General features: G+C 57.3%; 12 protein-coding genes. 3 read left to right on the forward strand and 9 right to left on the reverse strand.

From position 1 onward, the window contains the following. Nucleotides 1-18: 18 nt before the first annotated feature. The 3 genes from murJ to IDL90_RS05140 are packed head-to-tail and all read right to left on the reverse strand — an operon-like array spanning nucleotide 19 to nucleotide 5,457. Complete coding sequence (gene murJ, locus IDL90_RS05130; RefSeq protein ID WP_187994586.1) at nucleotides 19-2,775, reverse strand: murein biosynthesis integral membrane protein MurJ; 2,757 nt, start codon at nucleotides 2,773-2,775, stop codon at nucleotides 19-21. Next, nucleotides 2,772-4,889 (reverse strand): DUF6049 family protein, encoded by a 2,118-nt coding sequence (locus tag IDL90_RS05135; RefSeq protein ID WP_187994587.1) that lies wholly within the window; start codon nucleotides 4,887-4,889, stop codon nucleotides 2,772-2,774. Before IDL90_RS05135 ends, murJ begins: the two co-directional genes overlap by 4 nt. A 19-nt stretch (nucleotides 4,890-4,908) precedes the next feature. Beyond that, the gene (locus IDL90_RS05140; RefSeq protein WP_182141590.1) at nucleotides 4,909-5,457 is read right to left on the reverse strand and encodes an NUDIX hydrolase; all 549 of its coding nucleotides are present in this window, start codon (nucleotides 5,455-5,457) and stop codon (nucleotides 4,909-4,911) included. Between the two features lie 105 nt (nucleotides 5,458-5,562). On the opposite strand from IDL90_RS05140, the gene IDL90_RS05145 reads away from it, so the two are divergent. Both IDL90_RS05145 and IDL90_RS05150 read left to right on the forward strand, forming a co-directional pair. Further along, nucleotides 5,563-7,047: a CCA tRNA nucleotidyltransferase gene (locus IDL90_RS05145; RefSeq protein WP_259349525.1), complete on the forward strand. Its 1,485-nt coding sequence runs from the start codon at nucleotides 5,563-5,565 to the stop codon at nucleotides 7,045-7,047. A 93-nt stretch (nucleotides 7,048-7,140) separates the two neighbouring features. Then, nucleotides 7,141-9,516, forward strand: a complete 2,376-nt coding sequence (locus IDL90_RS05150) for a transglycosylase domain-containing protein (protein ID WP_187994588.1) — start codon at nucleotides 7,141-7,143, stop codon at nucleotides 9,514-9,516. Between the two features lie 86 nt (nucleotides 9,517-9,602). Here IDL90_RS05150 and rplI read toward each other — a convergent pair whose 3' ends face one another. The 5 genes from rplI to IDL90_RS05175 form a co-directional block, all read right to left on the reverse strand. Beyond that, the gene (gene rplI, locus IDL90_RS05155; protein ID WP_182141587.1) at nucleotides 9,603-10,064 is read right to left on the reverse strand and encodes a 50S ribosomal protein L9; all 462 of its coding nucleotides are present in this window, start codon (nucleotides 10,062-10,064) and stop codon (nucleotides 9,603-9,605) included. A gap of 18 nt (nucleotides 10,065-10,082) precedes the next feature. Next, nucleotides 10,083-10,322, reverse strand: coding sequence for a 30S ribosomal protein S18 (gene rpsR / locus IDL90_RS05160; RefSeq protein ID WP_182141586.1), 240 nt, complete (start codon nucleotides 10,320-10,322; stop codon nucleotides 10,083-10,085). 58 nt (nucleotides 10,323-10,380) lie between these two features. Continuing rightward, nucleotides 10,381-10,944, reverse strand: coding sequence for a single-stranded DNA-binding protein (locus IDL90_RS05165; protein WP_182141585.1), 564 nt, complete (start codon nucleotides 10,942-10,944; stop codon nucleotides 10,381-10,383). Between the two features lie 32 nt (nucleotides 10,945-10,976). Further along, nucleotides 10,977-11,270 carry a 30S ribosomal protein S6 gene (rpsF, locus tag IDL90_RS05170; RefSeq protein WP_182141584.1) on the reverse strand — a complete coding sequence of 98 codons (294 nt, stop codon included), beginning with the start codon at nucleotides 11,268-11,270 and terminating at the stop codon, nucleotides 10,977-10,979. Between the two features lie 175 nt (nucleotides 11,271-11,445). Further along, nucleotides 11,446-12,888 carry an MATE family efflux transporter gene (locus tag IDL90_RS05175; protein ID WP_259349524.1) on the reverse strand — a complete coding sequence of 481 codons (1,443 nt, stop codon included), beginning with the start codon at nucleotides 12,886-12,888 and terminating at the stop codon, nucleotides 11,446-11,448. Between the two features lie 340 nt (nucleotides 12,889-13,228). Between IDL90_RS05175 and dnaB the strand changes: the two genes are divergently transcribed. Beyond that, nucleotides 13,229-14,581: a replicative DNA helicase gene (gene dnaB / locus IDL90_RS05180; RefSeq protein WP_259349523.1), complete on the forward strand. Its 1,353-nt coding sequence runs from the start codon at nucleotides 13,229-13,231 to the stop codon at nucleotides 14,579-14,581. Between the two features lie 319 nt (nucleotides 14,582-14,900). Here the strand turns inward: dnaB and IDL90_RS05185 are convergent, their stop codons facing one another. Next, on the reverse strand, nucleotides 14,901-15,413 hold the full coding sequence (locus IDL90_RS05185; RefSeq protein ID WP_187994589.1) for a hypothetical protein: 513 nt from the start codon (nucleotides 15,411-15,413) through the stop codon (nucleotides 14,901-14,903). Nucleotides 15,414-15,661 lie beyond the last annotated feature (248 nt).

Below are 15,661 nucleotides of genomic sequence, written 5' to 3' on the forward strand. Positions count from 1 at the left end.
TCTGGTACTCACGCCAGTCTACTGGACTGAAATTCCAGCAATCTTTGCCCTGTTCATCCCCTCATCATCAACTGGCAGCGTGTTGAAAGTTAGACCGATTGCTGAAAGCTCTGTCGGTTGTGCCAGGCGAATAACAGTCTGACCGTCAATTGGCGCGGTTGCTAGAACATCCCCCGCTCTAGGATTGCCATCGGCAGGATTACGTACTACAACCTCACCTCCTGAGCCAACAACGTTCAGGGTGATTTCTGAGACTACAGCGGGCTCTGCAAGTGTCAGAAGAACAGAGATCTCGCTACCCTCTTCAAACGCGTTTTGTGTGAAGTACCGGGAACGCCAGACCGTGGACGGATCAGTATCTACGATCGCCGACGCCAGCTCGGGGTGATCTCCATCATCATCGTTCCACGAGAAAACTGTTGCACTAGTGACAACGGGTGCGACTGCGGGGACAGGCCCCTCAACCACTTCCTCCTCCTCAGATTGCCCAGATTGCCCAGATTGTGCGGACTGGGCGATGTTGCCACCCATTTCTGCAAAGAGATCGGTAGGTCCGGGGCCCATGAGCGTGCGAACAGCGAAGAAACCGGCGGCCAGCACAAGGACAAGTCCGAGTATCAACGCTGGAATGGTCGGATTAAACCCCTTCTTTCCAGCCGTCGCGGCAACCGGGGCTCCCTGTGATGAGGTTCTGTGTTCGCTCACGAACTGGTCCTTCCTAACTTCATGGTTCTCCACGTTACCTTGCTCTTCGACCCCGCGGGCGCGCGGCGAGACCCCTAACTCTCCTGTAAGGGTAGGGATTGCCCCGGTCGACGCCATATCCAAAAAGGAGGTTCCGCGGTTCAATGTCTGTGTGGCCAACACGGCTGCCTGGGTTGAACTGGAGAATAGTTCGTTCCACTGTGGAGGTTCGTCGGCCCAACTTGCAGCCTGCGGAAGTTCACGCGCATGTCTCTGGACTAGTGGTTGTTCGCCGGTCTCCCCACCTGCAGACGGGTCGTCCAGCTCTGCCTCACTATCAACTTCTTTACCTGGTGGAAGCGGTTCGGCAGGGGACGCACTCTCAGATTGGGGGCGAGGACGGAAGCGGGCCACCAGAGATCCCGCCGCTTCGTTCATGCCGGCCGGATCAAAGACTCGAAGGAGACCGAAGTAGACGAACGCCACAATGACCGCAACGAGCACAGTCTTCCATGTGCCGTCAAAGAAGCGCCCAATTGTTGACTCTGCTGATGACGAGGGGCCGATGAAATGAAGCACGGCCCATGCTACAAACCCAGAGACTGCGAAAGAGAACATACAGCGCAGATAGAAGGCAACTACTCGACCGACATTGATCTGTCTCACCAAGATTCCAGCCCAGACCAGGGCAACGAATCCCTGTACTACGCGATACACGGTCTCTCCAGCTGCTGCGCCTACGGTCCACCACTTTGGTTCCGCTATGAGATACACGGACCAGCCGACGGCAATCTGCAAAATAGTGGGCACTATCGCGATGAGGAAGACGGGCCGGGCGTTCTCAAACGCGAAGAACACCCTCTGAGACATCATTGTTAATCCGCCTGACGGCAATGCAAAGACGAGGGCGACCAAGACCATGCCATACAAGGACGCACTGCTGGGGGAGAGCGTAGGCATGATGATCTGCATCATTGGGTTGGCTGCCACAATCAGCACAGCTGCCGCGTAGAACGACAGTAGGACAATCAGATCCACGCCCCGGTGGTAGTTCTCTGCCACCCCCTTTATGTTCCCGTCCGCGACATCGTTGGCTAAACGTGTGAAAATAGCAGTCGCCAGTGTGAGGGCGATCAGGGACGACGGAACCATATAGATCATGTAGGCGTACTGATACGCCGGATTGCCCGCTACAAGGTCACCGGTGGCAGAGGTGTAGGCATCCGCGCGAGTCGCCAACTGCGAGGTGGAGACAACAGCAAACTGGCTCATCAGAAGTGTTGCGAATGTCCAAAACGCCACCTTGGATGCGGAGCCGAAGTTGGTTCCTTTGAGTCTGAAGTCAATTCGAAGCTTGAGGCCCGACTTCCGCAGGGGGATCAACAGGATCAGAGCTTGCGCAATGACGCCAACAGTTGCCATTCCGGCGACCATGAGGATCTGCTCGGAAGTCATGGACTCGGCGGGGCGAATATCTCCCGCCTGCCCCCAGAGCACTAGGAATGCGATAAGTGACGCGATGCCGACGATGTTGTTGACAACCGGCGCCCACATGTACGGCCCGAAGATTCCCCGGGCATTCAGGAGTTCACCGAGGAGATTGTAAAGCCCGTAGAAGAAAATCTGCGGTACGCAAATGAGTGCGAACGTGATTGTTAGGGCCCGCATCTCCGGGCTGTAAGCAGACGCAAGAATCGTGACGATCACAGGTGTCGCCACCATTGCTGCCAGCGTCAGGAGGAACAGCAGGGCACCCGCGGCCGTGAGGAGTTTATTGACGTACTCGTTACCGGCTCTGCTCTTCAGTGCCCTGACGATCTGAGGGATCAATACCGCATCGATGATTCCGGCAGCCAGAAGGTTGTAAACCATGTTGGGCAGTGTGTTGGCGACCTGGAATGAACCCATTGCCCCAGCACTGGCGCCCAGTGCCGCGACAAGCAGCGCAGACTTAATGAAGCCGAGGATACGCGACGTCAGCGTGCCTGACGCCATGAGAACTGACGACCTGAGAAGTGTCTGCTGTTTCGGCTCTAAGCCTCCGACCTCGTCCTCTTCGTCGTCCTGCCGTTCGTCGTGATTATCGTTCACCCGTTGTCCTTATTGGAACTAGCGGTAGCGAGAGGAGACATTCGACGCTTCCCCTTTCTGATCGTTCTAATGACTCCAGCAACTAGTGCCGCTGAAAGCAGACCGGCGACGATCCACAGGCCGGGACCTTCCCAGTCTGCACGCACCCTCACGGTTATCGGTTCGGAAGCATCCAGGGTAGTACCACCCTCCGTCATGGCGACTGCGGTTACCTCGACCTGCCCGGTCCCCACCGCCTGAACCGGAACTTGAACCGTCACGGAACCCCCGCTGGGAACCACAGTAGGTACCCAGTCCTTCGCTGAGAGACGCGGGTCTCCCGCTTCGAGCCCAACAAGAATTTGCAGGGCATAAGGACCACTGTTGCGGACAGTAATCGGGAACGGGGCGTTGCGACCCACGACGTTTACGGGTCCCGAAGGAATGACATCGATCGTCCTTGTGAAACTTGAAAGGATGTCCAGTGCGCTATCAACTCGTACTTGGCGTTGCTGGGTGGTTAGATCACTGGCGGTTGAGGCCAGAACGGGCAGAAGTTGCACCGGTGTTGGCCGTTCACCATCAACGGTTGCGAGGAGGACGTCCTCGGTCGCAACGAGTTCTTGATTGAGCGGGTGCAGAATGGCTTCAACCTCCGCGGCCGAAGTAGACGTGGACTCACCAATCGGCTGCCTTGGAATGGTAGACAGTGGGCTTTCGAGCATGTCTTGCAGAGAGAGCGGATTGACCCAGGGGTTTTCAAGTAGTTCTGCTAGTCGTTCGGATGGGTTCTTGCCTAGCTCAGGGGCCGCAATATTTATCCACACGGATAGGTCACCCACGTCCTGTGCAGCAGAAATCGCTGTTAGGGCGCGAACACGCTGGCGCGCACTCAGATCCCCATACTCAGATCTAGCCTTCGACGAGAGCGACTCTGCGGCGGCCCCCCAAGAGTCTAAGACTGTCACGGTCTCCTGAGAATCTGCAGTTCTCTGATCGCCGTCAACGATCGTCGAGCCCGTTCTTGCATCCACAAGGAACCTGGCCGATGGTGTAGTTGAGTCCGCAGAGCTCTCAGCGACGCCCTCGGTATCTGTAAGAACCGTTTCCCCTGCTCCGGCACGCAGAACCTGCAACCCCCACCACTCATTGTCTGCTATCACAAGATTATCAAGTAGAGATATGTCGGACCTGCGGAGGGCGGCCTCAAGACTCTGGGGGGATCCTGCGGAAAAGCCTGTGTCTGCACCGACTTGCTCACCACTTTGAGACTGCCCGGACTGCGAGTCCTGCGGGTCCGACTCCTGTACATCCACGCCTGGCTCGTGGAGGGTGCGCGTTGATGCGGCCAGTCCATATAGTTCAGTCTGCTCAGTAACAGCAAGCAGAGATAGCGATGCATCTCCGGAGGGAATGGACGCAATTTCAAGTCCGTGACCCAAGTCGTTGGCCAACAGGACACGGAGGTCTTCGTGCGTCAGTGTGACCGTTGTTCCAACGCCCGCAAGTCTCGACCATGCGCCGGGGCTCAGCGTGTCCGCCACTCCAGTCACAGTGACATTCGCCTGCATCTTTCCCGTAGCACCAGGGGGATACCACAAGAGCAGGGTACGGTCCTGTGCGGGACTCAAACCCAAAATGCTCGTGGACGTTAGGAGGCGCACCGTCACCCCGTATGGTCCCCACGCGGCAGAATTCCACAGAGGAAGATCATCAACGGGGATCCTGATGCGTATGTCGGTTCCTCCGGTAGTTGCGCGCTCAATATCCGCTTGTTCCATGGTGAGCTCGTTAGCCGACCAGCTGTCGTTGCGCCCCTCCGAGAGAAAATCGTCAACTTCGGCCATGGAACCAAACGGATCTGCATGCACAAATGTGATGATGCGAGCCCTCTGCAGCTGCTCTGGACTCGCTGCTTCGACGTGGACAGTCAGCACCAGTTCGTCCTCGTCCACAAGGATCTCAGGCGACAGGTCACTAATCCTTATCGTTGGAGAGGCAGAGTCAGAATCACCCTGTGAACTGGCGATTGCCGTGGGCGCAGCGAACAGGCCGACGAATACTATGAAGACGGCAAAGAACACAGCCATTGCTTTTGCGCGCAACTCGGGGTTCGCTAGCGGAAGTCTATTCATGTCGCGTTACTGAAGATAGTCACTTGTTCGGTGAGGGCGAGTAGAGGAGGTCGATGGCGGCCGCTACTACGCGTCTCTCATTTGGATATGACAGGCGATTCTGCGCTTCCAGAAGGGGAACCCATTCGGTGTCCTCAGCCTCTTGGTCAGGGTCGTTCTCTACGGTAAGTTCGCCGTCGAGGTATTCCAGGAGAAAGTGGTGAACAAGCTTGTGGATCCGGGTTGAAGTACCTGAGAACCAGTAGTCAACAGTTCCTAGCTTGCAGACTACTCGGCCGCGAGCACCTGTCTCTTCTTGGACCTCCCGAACTGCAGCTTGAGCGGGTGTCTCCCGACCTTCGAGGTGTCCCTTCGGGAGACACCACTCCAAACGGCCCCCACGGTTACGGCGCATTATCAGAGCAACGTAGGCAACACCGTCTCTGACATCAATACACAGGCCTCCCGCACTGGTTTCCTGCACTGCTCGCGTGTGAATGGCGGTTTTACGCACAGTAATTACCCTGGGGGTAAGAGGACGGCGTGGGACCGGATAGGCTGCCCCACGAACGCTCTTCTGACTATGCATGGCCCCAGCTTAGGGTGGAGTGGCAAATGAGCACCTGCTTTGAGCCGTGCGTCCTCGGATGCGAGCATGTAATTGTGTAGCTTTATCAAGACTTGGATGGAACTTATGGCGGAAGAAAAGGTAGTTGGTCACAAGTTGGTTGGACGAGGCGATATTCCAGCCCTGTTGGCTTCTGGCTTGACAACACTATCCGGCCTTCCGGAGTCTATTCTGGCGCTAGCCGCCCGTTTTGGTAGCGCCGGCCACGAGATTGCTCTTGTTGGCGGTCCTGTTCGTGACGCGTTCCTGGGCGTGGAAGCACACGACTTCGACCTCACGACCTCGGCCCTCCCCGATCAAACCGAGGCCATCATGCGTCAGTGGGCGGACGCTGTTTGGACGGTTGGTAGGGAGTTCGGAACCATCGCGGGGCGCAAAGGTTCCTTGCAGGTTGAAGTGACCACCTATCGGACAGAGGAGTATGAAGAGAACTCCCGCAAGCCAGTTGTCATCTATGGAAAAACGCTCGAGGGCGACCTGTCGCGACGAGACTTCACCGTGAATGCCATGGCAATGCGGCTTCCCGACCTCGTCTTGGTTGACCCGTTCAACGGATTGGAAGACCTGGCTGAAGGCGTGTTGAGGACCCCCGTGTCAGCTACACAGTCGTTCCGAGACGACCCCTTGAGGATCATGCGGGCCGCACGTTTTGCGGCGCAGCTGGGAGTCGATGTTGCGCCGGAGGTAGTGAAGGCGATGGGGGCCGAGGCCGAGCGTCTCGAGATTGTCTCCGCCGAGCGGATCCGTTCTGAGCTGGAACGTCTCATCGTCAGTCCCTTCCCACGACGTGGACTCGAGCTACTGGTCTATACGGGTGTGGCACCCTATGTTCTTCCTGAGCTGTCCGCTCTCCAGGACACGGTAGATGAGCATGGACGGCACAAGGACGTATACGAACACACCCTGACCGTCCTCGACCAAGCAATGGCGCTTGAGACTGGGCCGGATGGTCCCGTTCCCGGGCCAGATTTCATCCTCCGCTTTGCCGCCCTCATGCACGACATCGGTAAGCCAGCGACGCGTCGCTTTGAAGGGAAAAAGGTCACCTTCCATCACCACGATGTCGAGGGAGCCAAGATTACCCGGAAGCGCATGAAAGCCCTGCGGTTCGACAAATCCACGACCAATGCGGTGGCGGAGTTGGTAGCGGGTCACCTACGGTTTCACGGTTACGGGGAGCAGGCTTGGACTGATTCCGCAGTAAGGCGCTATGTTACGGATGCGGGAGATCAGTTGGAGCGACTACACCGATTGACCCGCGCAGATGTCACCACCGGAAACCGTCGGAAAGCTGCATATCTTGCTGCTGCCTACGACGACCTCGAACAGAGGATTGCCGAGTTAAGGGAGAAGGAAGAACTGGATTCCATTCGCCCAGACCTTGACGGTGAGGAGATCATGGCGATCCTCAATGTGGGTCCCTCACCTGCGGTTGGTCGCGCGTACAAGTACCTCTTGTCTCTACGGATGGACGAGGGCGAACTCGGCAAGGAACAGGCCGCTGCGAGGCTTAGACAGTGGTGGGATAAAGAATCAAACGACTCGGTTTAGTCACAATTCTTGGAGCACCTCTCTGAATAGAGTAGATTGCTGGTTTACCCTGATCACAGAACAAGTGTGTACGGGTCGAAGATTGGGGGATCAGTGGCTGACAAACCGCAGGTTGGGCGTAATGGGGGCGCTGAAGACGAAGGTTTCGGCGGCCGCAAGTTCACGCCTCCACCACCCCCGATTGGTAGTCGATCCGCTCGTCATCGGCCGCCGGAAGATGCGGAGCCAGATCAGGGGACTCTACCTACCGCATCTGGGATTCCCCTAACGCCCGTTTCGGCGACTTCAATCGCGGCCTCGGCGGCAGAACCTGAAGTTGTGCTGGGCGATACAGGCGGCGAAGCCACGGTCGAGTCGGGGCGGCAAGCACCGCCCCCACCTCTGGCTTCAGAAGTGTTCCCAAGCGGTGGGGATGTCGCCCAAATAACAGGAGAGAACGGTGGCGAAGTGGCAGTGAAGAAGCGCAAGTGGCCCAAGCGGCTCGCCATCGGGCTTGTTGTTGCCATCAGCGTCCTCGTGATTGCGGTTGGGGCGTTCTTCTTGTGGGCTTACAACCGGGTGAGTATCCCGGAACCCACTGAGTTCGCGTTGGCTCAAACCACCGTCGTTTACTACAACGACGGGGAAACTGAACTGGGGCGCTTCTCTGAGGTGAACCGCACAATCATTGATGTTGCAACCCTGCCATCGTATGTGACCGAGGCCGTGATCGCTTCGGAAGACAGGACCTTCTACACCAACTCGGGTGTCGACGTGAAGGGTATTGCTCGTGCCGCGGTCAACAATCTTCGCGGTGGTGCTCGCCAGGGGGCTTCAACCCTGTCGCAGCAGTATGTTGAGAACTACTACATAGGCAATCCAACGAAGACCTACGTTGACAAGATGGAAGAGGCGCTTATTGCGCTCAAAATCAACCGTAGTCAGACGAAAGATGAGATCCTCGACAACTACATGAATACCATCTATTTCGGTCGAAACACGTACGGAATAGAGGCGGCATCGCAGGCATATTTTGGGAAGCCGGCATCAGAGATGACGTTGTCCGAGGCCGCGATGCTGGCGGGGATCATCCCCGCACCGAGCGCGTGGGACCCTGCTGTTGATCCGCAGAAGGCGCAGGAGAGGTGGGAGAGGGTCTTGAACCTGATGGTTGAGGACGGTTACATCTCCGCTGCGGAAGCGGCATCCCAAACGTTCCCGGAGACTGTTGCTGCGGACGCCCTCCAGCAAGCCAATCAACTCAGTGGTTGGAGTGGGTATTTGCTCCAGCAGATCAAGAGCGAGTTGCTTGGCTCTGAATCCTTCACGGAAGAAGAGATCAATGCTGGTGGACTGTCGATTACGTCTACACTATCTGTCGCCCAGCAGCAGGCGGCTGTCGCATCTGTTGGAATTCTCCCCGGAGATACGCCAGCTTCCGTCCAGGTCGCCCTGTCCTCGGTAGATAACGCGACAGGAGAGATCGTCGCGGAGTATGCGGGAGGTGACTACACGCAGAGGCAGGTCAACTCGGTCACGCAAGACACCGCGATGGCCGGTTCCACGCTCAAACCCTTCGCCCTCATTCCATATCTTGAGCAGGGCAACTCCCTGTGGAAGACATTCGATGGGAACTCACCCCTGGAGTTCCAGGGCTTGACTGTGCAAAATGTCGACAACTACTCGTATGGGCAGATTGATGTCATTGAGGCGACGGCTGTATCCGCAAACACGGTCTACGTGGCGATTAATGAGATGATCACACCTCAAAGCTTCATGGACACAGTTATCGCGGCGGGGCTACCGGAGGATACTGCAGGCCTAGAGCCGACGCTTCTTAACGTCCTGGGATCGGCTTCTCCCCACAACATTGACTTGACCCGAGCCTTCGCAACCCTGGCGAACGGCGGGGAAAAAATCGATCCTCACATTGTTCGCTCAGTTGCGGACTCGCGGGGAAATGAGGTTTACAGGGCACAGGCTCCCAAGGAACGTATTTTTGATAGCGACACATTGTCCATGGCCATGCCAGCGTTGCTTGCGCCAGCAGAAGACGGAGGTAGCGCAAGCAAGGTCTCTGCCCTGAATCGACCGGTCGGTGGTAAGACAGGTACTTCTGAGGAAACAAATTCCGCACTGTTTGCCGGTTTTGTCCCCCAGCTCACCACGGTCGTGTCGATGTATAACGTTGGCGAGGGCGGAGAGATGCTTGCGCTGCCACCCATCGGCGATGTCTCGTCGGTCCATGGTGGCGATTGGCCCACCGACATTTGGCTGGCATACATGCAGGTAGCGCTGCAGGATGTCCCAGTAATCGATTTCCCATGGTTCAACAGCACGGTCCTACAGAAGCGACCGGAGATTCCACAGTCGCTGCCGACCCCGGCTCCTGCGCCAACCCCCACGCCCACGCCCACGCCCACGCCGACTCCTGAACCAGAGCCTGGGCCGGAACCAGAACCGGGCCAGTCAGGTGAAAACGCGGGTTAATAGCCACGCTTGAGCAAGAAACTCCCTCGGCCCAGACGGACCGAGGGAGTTTCTCAGGTTTGACCTGCTTAGTTGACCTTCAAGGGTTACTTGTTGTCAGACTTTACAACCAGCTCTGTGGTAACCGAGACTTCCGGCAGTAACTTGATTGTCACCGTGTACGTTCCGGTTGTCTTGATCGGTGAACCGAACTCAATGTTGCGGGGATCGAAAGGAACCCCGAACTGCTTCTGAAGGGCGGCAGCCATATGTTTAGGGCTAACTGCGCCGAAGAGGCGTCCCGTTGAGCCAGCCTTCACGAACAGGGTGGTTGCACCCTCTTCTGCAATGCGGTCACGCAATGCGATTGCGTCCTCGGCGGAAGCAATCTCACGCTTGCGCCGCTGCTCAAGGTTCTGATCGATATGACGCTGCGCGCCCTTTGTCCAGCGAACCGCGTAACCGCGGGGCACCAGGTAGTTGCGTGCGTAGCCGTCTTTTACCTCTACAACTTCGCCGGCAGCGCCAAGGCGCTCAACGTCGCGGTTAAGGATGAGTTTGGTAGCCATTAGTTACTTCCCCTCTTCCTAGCGACCGGTGGTCGAGTAGGGGAGCAGTGCCATTTCGCGGGCGTTCTTGATCGCCTTTGCGAGCTTGCGCTGTTCCTGGACGGAGACGCCGGTAACGCGACGAGCGCGAATCTTGCCACGGTCCGAAATGAACTTGCGTAGCACAGCGGTGTCTTTGTAATTGATGTTGCCGACCTTGACGGTGCGGACGGGGCCGACCTTCTTCTTCATCGGCTTGCGAAGATTTGGCTTCGCCATAATGTCTCCTCTAAAAAATACCTAGGTCGCGATGGCGACCACAAGAAATTCTGAAAGCTTAGAAAGGTGGCTCTTTGTCGAACTGAGCGTTCCCAGGTGCGCCCCACGGGTCATCCGCCTGACCACCTGCAGGAGCGCCATATCCGCCCTGTGAGTAGTCGGGAGCCGCCTGTGGTGCTGACTGAGCGGGAGCTGCTTGCTGGCCGCCGAATCCACCGCTGTTGCCACCGCCGGAGAAGTTTCCTCCACCTTGGCGTGGTGTGCGGGTGATCTGTGCCTTTGCGTAACGCAGTGCCGGCCCGACCTCGTCCACCTGCAGTTCGACTACCGTGCGCTGTTCGCCACCGTCGCGGGGCGTGTATGAGCGTTGCACCAGGCGGCCCTGCACGATCACGCGGGTCCCCTTGGTGAGGGACTCTGCGATGTTCTCCGCATACTCTCGCCAAGCAGAGCAACGTAGGAACAAGGTGTCCCCGTCTTTCCACTGGTTGGAGTTACGGTCGAATGTGCGGGGCGTTGATGCCACGGTGAAGTCGACCACGGCCGCACCGGAGGTTGTGTACCTCAAGTTAGGGTCGCCAGTTAGGTTGCCGATTACGGTGATAACTGTGTCGTTCGCCATTGATCTACCTTCTAAACCAAAACGGGTTTAAGTTAGCCTTCGTTGTCGAGGCGAAGGACCTTGGTACGCAGGACGGACTCGTTCAGGTTGAGCTGACGGTCGATTTCCTGGATAACTTCAGGTGTGGTGTGTGCGGTGACAACGACGTAGATACCTTCGTCGTTCTTATTGATCTGGTAGGCCAGCGTGCGCTTGCCCCAAACATCAATGTTGTCAACGGTACCGCCAGCAACGGTCACCTGCTTCAGAATCTTTTCCATGGAGGAGCCCACGGTACGTTCCTCGAGTGATGGGTCGAGGATGATCATCATTTCATATGCGCGCAATGTATTCCCCACCTCCTACGGTCTAGACGGCCACGGACGGTCCGTGGCAGGAGGGTCTTGCGATGTGGGAGTCTGATTCGGCCCTTTTGGCCAAGTCTTGACACCCAACGCTCTACTCTACCGACTCACCGAGCTGAGGACTACCCGGTTTGGACACCCAGGGCGGTTGAGCGCGTCACAACCCACCCATTCTCGGTGAGTAGGCACGGAATGTGTTGGTCGTCGCCCGCAGCAACATGAACCAGCCGGCGAATGTGACCCAGAGCCACAGGAGTATCTCACTCTGTTGGGTGCCCGTCAGAGCGGCGCCCTCGTCCATCGCTGAGAGTGCGCTGATTCGCTGGTGGAGCATCCACAGTGCCGGAAGGTAGAGGACAAGGGTGACAATGCCTGTCCACGCCAGGTATCTCCCCTCCGATGCTCCGATGAGGACGCCGTCGAGAAGAAACACAACGCCCCCGATAGGCATGAGCAGACCCGCGACAAGAAGCGCTCCCGATGCTGCCTGGTGCATTACGGGATCGGTCCCAAAGGCAAGCGGTATCCACGGTGAAAGCACCGCCATGACTACTCCGAGGACCGCCGCGGATCCGGCGCCCCAGAGTGTCATTTTGCGTACCAGAGAGCGCAAAACGTTGCGGTGACCACTGCCCAGTGCGACTCCGACTAGGCTCTGCGCGGCGATGGCGAGGGCGTCGAGCGCGAATGATGCCATGGTCCACACAGTGTTGACCACCTGGTGTGCAGCAAGGGCAATGACGCCGGCCTGCGTTGCGATCGCAACTGTCGCAAGGAGTGCAAGCCTGAGAGAGATTGTCCTAACCAGCAGTGGCAGGCCCGCGCCAAACGCACCGCCGAGACCTGTGAGTGAGGGCTTGAAAGAAACACCAAGTGGGCGCGCCTTTCTGACCACCACGGACACCAACGCCACGCACATCAGCGTCTGGGTCACCGAGAGGCCGATGCCCGCGCCGAGTATCCCCAAGTTGAGGCCGAAAATCAGGAGCAGGTTCAGTCCGACATTGACGATTGAACCGCCAGCTAGGACATACAGGGGAGTCTTCATGTCGAGGACGCCCCGGAGAGTTCCAGTTGCGGCCAGGATAACCAGCATGGGGAGCATACCGAAGGAGGCGCCCCTCAGGTAAGCAACCGCCTGTGGAAACACCTGTGCATCAGCGCCCATGAAGGTGATGATTGTGGGTGCAGAGAACACTAAGACTGTCACCACGAGGATGCCGATTCCCAGTGCCAACCACATTGCATCGAGGCCCGCCTGGATGCCCTCCTTAGGGCGCCCAGCCCCCAGTGCGCGGGCGGTCAGCGCGGTCGTTGCATACGCAAGAAATACGAATACACCAACGAGGGTCGTAAGGATGGTTGAGGCGAGTGAAAGACCAGCTAACGGCGCGGTTCCAAGGGATCCGACCATGATCGAGTCGATCATCAGCAGCAGCGGCTCTATTACAAGGGCGCCAAGTGCAGGGACGGCAAGCCCGAGGATTGTCCTACTGGAAAAGTCGAGTTCAACACCTCCATGAGGGCCTCGGTTGGAACCTTCACGGGACACTTGAGGGTAATTGTCATCTGCCGGCGTGTCGGGAGAAGTTCTTTCCACCAATTCTGCTTCCAGTTCTTTTACACAGCTTGTGAACAACACTGTGGATATGTGTGAACCCATCTAGGCGCGAGATGACGCCACAGAGGACCCAAGCTAGAAAAACTGTTCACCCGCACTCATCCACCCTATTTCCACAACTAATCCACAAACAATCCACCGATAAGTTGTTCACATCCCCAGGTTTTCCACACTCTACCCACATTGAGGATTGGAAATTACTTCCGATGCCCCATAGTGTTCCCAAGGGTGTCACGCATCGTTCATGTTGATGTCTGGAGCTTGCATCAAGAAGTTTTCCCACAACCTGCGGGTTTTGAGAAGCGAGATCAGGAGAACAGTGGATAACTCACCGAGCGATTTTGATCGTGTCCCGCCTCAGGCGCTGGAGGCTGAGCAGTCAGTGCTTGGGTCCATGCTGCTCAGCAAGGATGCGATCGGTGAAATAGGTGAGATCATCTCGGGGATCGATTTCTATCGGCCACAGAATGAAACTATCTACAACACCATCCTCGACCTCTATTCGCGGGGCGAACCTGCCGACCCAATCACCGTCGCTGCGGAACTGGAACGAGCTGGTGCTCTTAAGAGGATTGGTGGGGGAGCGTATCTCCACAGTCTTACGGCATCCGTTCCAACAACCGCGAACGCGACTCACTATGCGCGGATCGTCCGTGAGAAGGCGATGTTGCGGCGCCTAGTTAGTGCGGGGACGCGCATTGTCCAACTCGGTTACTCCGAGGACGGTGGCGAGGTGGACGACCTCATGGATGCCGCTCAAGCCGAGGTTCACGCAGTTGCCGAAGGGCGCCAGAAGCAGGACTACATTGCTCTAGGAGAGATGTCGGATGACATCCTCACCGAACTCGAGCGGATAGCCAACAACAAGAACAAGCTAACGGGCGTACCTACAGGGTTTTCTGATCTTGATTCCTTGACGCAGGGGCTTCACCCCGGACAGATGGTCATTATCGCTGCGCGTCCGGCAATGGGTAAGTCAACTCTCGCCCTCGACATCTGTCGCAGCGCCGCCATTCACAACAACATTGCGGCCGCCATGTTCAGTCTGGAAATGTCGCGTTCAGAGATAGCCATGCGCCTACTTTCTGCGGAGACGGGGGTTTTTCTGGGGAAGATGCGTTCGGGTGACATGACAGCTGACGACTGGACCAGGGTCTCGAAACGTGTGGGTGAAGTATCGTCAGCACCGCTCTATATTGATGATTCTCCGAACATGTCAATGCTGGAGATCCGCTCGAAGTGCCGCCGTCTCAAGCAACAGCACAACCTGGGCCTTGTGGTCCTCGACTACCTGCAACTGATGTCCAGCGGCAAGAGGGTTGAATCCCGTCAGCAAGAGGTTTCAGAATTCTCTCGTTCGCTGAAACTGCTGGCTAAGGAGCTGGAACTCCCGGTGATTGCTGTAGCACAGTTGAATCGCGGACCTGAGCAGCGCAGTGATCACAAGCCAATGATGGCTGACCTACGCGAATCCGGTTCGCTGGAACAGGATGCCGACGTGGTTTTCCTGTTGCATAGGCCCGACTACTATGATGCCGAGGACCGTCCTGGTGAGGCCGACATAATCGTTGCGAAGCATCGCAATGGTCCAACCGATACCATCCCAGTTGTCTTCCAGGGCGCCCAGGCCCGGTTTGGCAACTTGGCGAGGCACCCGGGCGAGTTCGGGTAGGCCCCCAGGGGATCGCAGCCCGGCGCCACACCCACCAACCCCCATTCTCATTAGCGAGCCGATTGCGCCTTAGCGAGCCGACTAGGCATCTATAACAGTGTGATTGACGTTCAAACCGGGCCCATTCGGCTCCCTATGCCCTAGTTGGCTCCGTAGTGCTTGGACACTGATCCTTGGTGACAGGCCTCAAGACCCCGCTGCGCGCATTCCGGCCATTGTGGGGGCGAGCGTGGGGGTGAGCATCGGGTTCGCGCGGCGATCCGGTCCTCACAAATGCCTACTGCTGTGCCTTGCTGGCGATACAGGTGTGCTTGTGAGCCTATGAGGCTGCCGGGACACGCAACGAGTCGGACAGACGATCGATACGCGCGTTCGTTGCATCGATGCGCTCGTTGATAGTACGAAGCTCGGCTTTGGTGTCCATTCGAAACTCCGCGATCTCACCACGGAGAGAGGCTTCCAGTGCTTGGGTTCTTGCCTGTTGGCTAATGTCGAGCGTTTGGATTCGTTCTTGGAGGTTGGTGTCAACCGCCTGGATCTTGTCTTGGAGGTTGGTGTCAACGGCCTTGATTTCTTTGCGGAGGTTGGTATCGAGTGCTTGGATCTCGCCACGCAACTCGGTGCGCATAGCACCCATTTCGTTCCGGAGTGCTTGGTCACCAGCCCGCATCTCGGTACGGAGGCTAGATGAGAAACCCACCATGGTGCCAATTAGCGTCAGGATTATCCCAAGCGCAGAGACGATTATCGCCACCAGTTCCACCGACATTGTCACCATCTCCTGATTATCGCCCAGTACCAAGCCATTGTCACGGTTCAGAAATGGTCCCATCCGTCAAACAAGTGGACAAGGACCAAAGCGGTCACCTGTGGATTCCACCGGAAATGCTGTGCTGTGGACGGAGTGGCTGCGATGGTGGCCGTCGCTTGCGGAGCCAAATGGTCGTGATGCGGTTTTGGGACCGCGGACTTGGGTGTGCCTCAGCCAGTGAGCTGTGAGTTGTTTACCAACGCCGACCTTTTGTTTATCGGCGCGGACCCGCGCCAATCTGGGACGTAAGGCCCAAGTTGTAAAATACA

The sequence above is a fragment of the Schaalia sp. JY-X159 genome (assembly GCF_014525425.1).
Lineage (GTDB): Bacteria > Actinomycetota > Actinomycetes > Actinomycetales > Actinomycetaceae > Scrofimicrobium.

Bases quoted from the DNA above. Each gene is read 5' to 3' on its own strand.
- IDL90_RS05185 (WP_187994589.1), bottom strand. From the start codon at position 15,413: ATGGGACCATTTCTGAACCGTGACAATGGCTTGGTACTGGGCGATAAT.
- IDL90_RS05135 (WP_187994587.1), bottom strand. From the start codon at position 4,889: ATGAATAGACTTCCGCTAGCGAACCCCGAGTTGCGCGCAAAAGCAATG.
- IDL90_RS05140 (WP_182141590.1), bottom strand. From the start codon at position 5,457: ATGCATAGTCAGAAGAGCGTTCGTGGGGCAGCCTATCCGGTCCCACGC.
- rplI (WP_182141587.1), bottom strand. From the start codon at position 10,064: ATGGCTACCAAACTCATCCTTAACCGCGACGTTGAGCGCCTTGGCGCT.
- IDL90_RS05145 (WP_259349525.1), top strand. From the start codon at position 5,563: ATGGCGGAAGAAAAGGTAGTTGGTCACAAGTTGGTTGGACGAGGCGAT.
- IDL90_RS05165 (WP_182141585.1), bottom strand. From the start codon at position 10,944: ATGGCGAACGACACAGTTATCACCGTAATCGGCAACCTAACTGGCGAC.
- rpsR (WP_182141586.1), bottom strand. From the start codon at position 10,322: ATGGCGAAGCCAAATCTTCGCAAGCCGATGAAGAAGAAGGTCGGCCCC.